Below are 3,487 nucleotides of genomic sequence, written 5' to 3' on the forward strand. Positions count from 1 at the left end.
CCCTCTCCCTGCCCCTTTCCCCTCCGAACGACCCCACCCGTCTTCGACCACCTCATCGACCGGTCACCCACCCCCTTTCACGAAAAGTGTTACCAGGTTTTCCTGGTACCACTTTTCGTGACCTGGGGAAATGTCAGATTATGGGGACGGTACCTGGTAACACTTTCCCGACAGAGCTCCGGAAACGGCCCGGCCACGACTCAACCACCCTCCCGCTGGATGATCCGCCGTTCACACAGCGCGACAGCGTTCACGAGAACCTTCTCCAACTCCCTCACCTTGTCTAGGTGCCACTTGGTCACCCGGACAACATGCCAGTCGAGATTGGCGAGTTCCGCATTGATCCTCGCGTCCCTGTCCCGCACCGACCGGTGGAGATGCCCGGACCCGTCGTACTGCAGCGCCAGCTTGAGCTCCGCACAACCAAGGTCCAGTCGCGCCACGATCCTCCCGGTCCCCGCCTCACCCCCGTGCACCGGATCAGACACCGAACCGTCGGCATGCACCACCAGCTGACTGATGAAGATCCGACCGGTCCGCCGCATGATCCGACGGACCATCAGCCGCATCAACGTCTCCATCGGCGATTCCCCACCCCGATCACACCAGACCACCAGCTGCTCCATCCGGTCACGACCCAGATGATGGGCACAGGACCCCGGCAGCTCCTGCGGGTCGATGCCGAAGAGCCCGGTCATGGCGTCCACGAGCTGGACCGCCTGCGCGCCGCTATCCGTCAGACCGGTACCCGCCGGAACAGTCCAGGAGTGCCCGCCGTTCCACAGTGACTGCAGACAGTGGATCAGCGTGAGGATCGGCGCCGTCACCTGCAGCTCCGGGAATTCCGGGTCGATGCAGTAGGTGGGGATCCTCGCCAGGGCACGTGTCCTCCGCCGTCTGGTCAGCTCCGATGCCGAGGCCGCGACCATGCTGGCCCCGCCCGCGAGTACTGAGGTGTCGGCGTCGTCGACGAAATACTCCAGACCCCATTCAGAGGCCGCCGTCCAGCCCGACATCACCCGGTGCGGGTGCTGCAGATGGCACAGTCGCGCACGGGTCAACGCGTCCAGCCTGTACGCCAGACCCCGCGGGTGCGACTGTGCGCCGAGAGAGACGAGCGTGGCTTCCCTCAGATTCTGTTTCGGCACCCACAGGCCGTTGACCTGCACATGAGTCTCCATTGCGGACTCCGGGGTCGCTTTCCTCCCCAGTTCCTCGAGCCGTACCGGACGCGGTCGCTGCACCACATGCAGTGGTGCGAGGTGCCCGCGATCGATCCGCATGTCCAGTTCCGTCCCCATGTACGCCATGACTTTCCCCGACTCCCCGTTTTCTCCCCGAAACTCTTTCTTCGTCGATCATTGTACTGTACGGTCGTGCGCATGACCGGGGGAATACTCAACGGAAACATGTCGGGAACTGTGTCGGACGCGCTGGATTCACAGGCGCTCGTGGGGGCGGTGGACGCCGCACCGCCGGACGGTTGGCGCCGCGTGCTGCACCGACTGTCATGCGGGCGGGTGAATCCGGGCGAGTCGACGCGACAGATTGAGGAGCGTGAACTCCGGGACCGGATCCGGACGCCGCTGCGCGGTGACTACCGGATCGCGGTGATGAGCCTCAAGGGTGGCGTCGGGAAGACGACGACCACGGTCGCGCTGGGCGGGGTCTTCGCCGCCACCCGCGGCGACCGGGTCGTGGCGGTGGACGCCAACCCTGACCTCGGGACGCTGGCCCGCCGTGTCGTGGACACGGTCGGGGCACCGACTGTCCGTGACCTGCTCGCCGTACCGGACGCCTCCCGGTATCCGCAGGTGAAGGCGTGCATGAGTCAGGCGTCGAGCAGGTTGGAGGTGATCGGCTCCGACCGTGATCCGGCGGTGTCGGAGGCGTTCAGCGAGACCGACTACCGGCACACGGTCGACATCCTCCAGCACCACTACAACATCATCCTGACTGACTGCGGTACTGGACTGATGCATTCGGCGATGACCGGGGTACTCGACCTGGCCCACACGCTGGTGTTGGTGACCTCACCGGCGCTCGACGGGGCACAGTCCGCCGAGGCGACGCTCGACTGGTTGGAGGCCCACGGGCACGGGACGCTGGCCGCCAATGCCGTGGTGGTGGTGTCCGGGGCCCACCCGGGGCAGGCGTCGGTGGCCCCGGAGGTGCTGTCGACCCATTTCGAGTCGCGGACCCGGGCGGTGTGCACGGTACCCTTCGACCGGCACCTGTCCGAGGGCGCGGTCGTGGACCTGGACCGGTTGCAGCCGGCGACCATGGGTGCCTACCGGGAGCTGGCGGCGGTGGTCGCCGAGGACTTCGCGTCCTGGCACCGCCACGCTGCTGTGTGAGTGGCTGATTCAGGTTCAGGACGCTTTGCGTCGCTCCGGGGCCCGCCGGGGTGCTCATGGGGCGCTCGGGGTTACCCGGGGATGCTCACAGGCGCTCCCGGAACCTGTCCGGGCCGCGCCCCCGGAAAGTATTACCAGGGTTCGCCGGAAGCATTTTCGGCGACCTGCGGAAATATCACACTATGGGACCGCTACCTGGTAACACTTTCCCCGATGGAGCGGTCGAACGACAGAGAGCTCGAGCAACCGGGGAGGGTGACGGGTCGAACGACAGCAACCGGGGAGGGTGACGGGTCGAACGACAGAGAGGCTGAGCGGGATCGCCTGACCTGTTCACCGGAAGTCCCTGGAACGGCCGGCGAGGGCCTGGACGTCGGTACCGGATGTGGTGGAACCGGCGGCGACGGTACCGGAGGCGGCGTCCTCCCCCGTCTCCCCGATCTCCAGCACCGACAGCCGGTCGGCCCGGACCGTCGCCGCACCGTTGCCGTTCTCCACGATCCCGCGCACCATGAGCACCCGCGCACCCGAAGCCACCTCGCGCTGTGAGCGCCACAACCCCGGCGACACCATGACATTCACCAGCCCGGTCTCGTCCTCCATGCCGAGGAAGGTCACCCCACCGGCCGTCGCCGGACGCTGCCGGTGCGTCACCACCCCGGCGACGAGGATGCGGCGTCCGTCCTCCACCGCCGACAGCTCCGCCGCCGGCACCACCGGAAACGGACCCGGCCAGGTGTCCAACCGCGCCCGGAGGAGACGCACGGGATGCCCGTCGGTGGTCACGCCGGTCGCGGCGATGTCCGCCGCCGCCAGTTCGAAGGCGCTCATCCCCGGCAGTGCCGGGGTGGACGCCACCGACGTCCCCGGCAGCATCCCGGGCCGCTCCGTCGCCGCCTGCCCCGCAGCCCACACCGCCTGCCGTCGCGTCAGACCGAGGGAGTCGCAGGCCCCGGCCCGGGCCAGTGCCACAACCCGGTCCACACCCAGACCCGCCTCCCGTGACAGGTCGGCGACCGTGGTGAACCGGCCGACCCGTTCCCGCGCGTCCACCAGAGCGGACGCCGCCTCCTTCCCCAGACCCCGCACCGACGCCAGCCCGGGGCGGATGCCCCACACCGCAGCGCCGC

General features: G+C 68.1%; 3 protein-coding genes. 1 reads left to right on the forward strand and 2 read right to left on the reverse strand.

The window, feature by feature from the left end:
• Nucleotides 1-200 precede the first annotated feature (200 nt).
• Nucleotides 201-1,283: a hypothetical protein gene (locus QZV72_RS05840; protein WP_297006224.1), complete on the reverse strand. Its 1,083-nt coding sequence runs from the start codon at nucleotides 1,281-1,283 to the stop codon at nucleotides 201-203.
• A gap of 99 nt (nucleotides 1,284-1,382) precedes the next feature.
• Here QZV72_RS05840 and QZV72_RS05845 point away from each other — a divergent pair, with 99 nt between their 5' ends.
• Nucleotides 1,383-2,357, forward strand: coding sequence for a MinD/ParA family protein (locus QZV72_RS05845; RefSeq protein ID WP_297006225.1), 975 nt, complete (start codon nucleotides 1,383-1,385; stop codon nucleotides 2,355-2,357).
• A 333-nt stretch (nucleotides 2,358-2,690) separates the two neighbouring features.
• Here the strand turns inward: QZV72_RS05845 and QZV72_RS05850 are convergent.
• On the reverse strand, nucleotides 2,691-3,487 hold a 797-nt coding region (locus tag QZV72_RS05850), incomplete at its 5' end, for an OB-fold nucleic acid binding domain-containing protein (protein WP_367119088.1).

This window comes from uncultured Corynebacterium sp., assembly GCF_902782855.1.
Lineage (GTDB): Bacteria > Actinomycetota > Actinomycetes > Mycobacteriales > Mycobacteriaceae > Corynebacterium.

Bases quoted from the DNA above. Each gene is read 5' to 3' on its own strand.
- QZV72_RS05840 (WP_297006224.1), bottom strand. From the start codon at position 1,283: ATGCGGATCGATCGCGGGCACCTCGCACCACTGCATGTGGTGCAGCGA.
- QZV72_RS05845 (WP_297006225.1), top strand. From the start codon at position 1,383: ATGACCGGGGGAATACTCAACGGAAACATGTCGGGAACTGTGTCGGAC.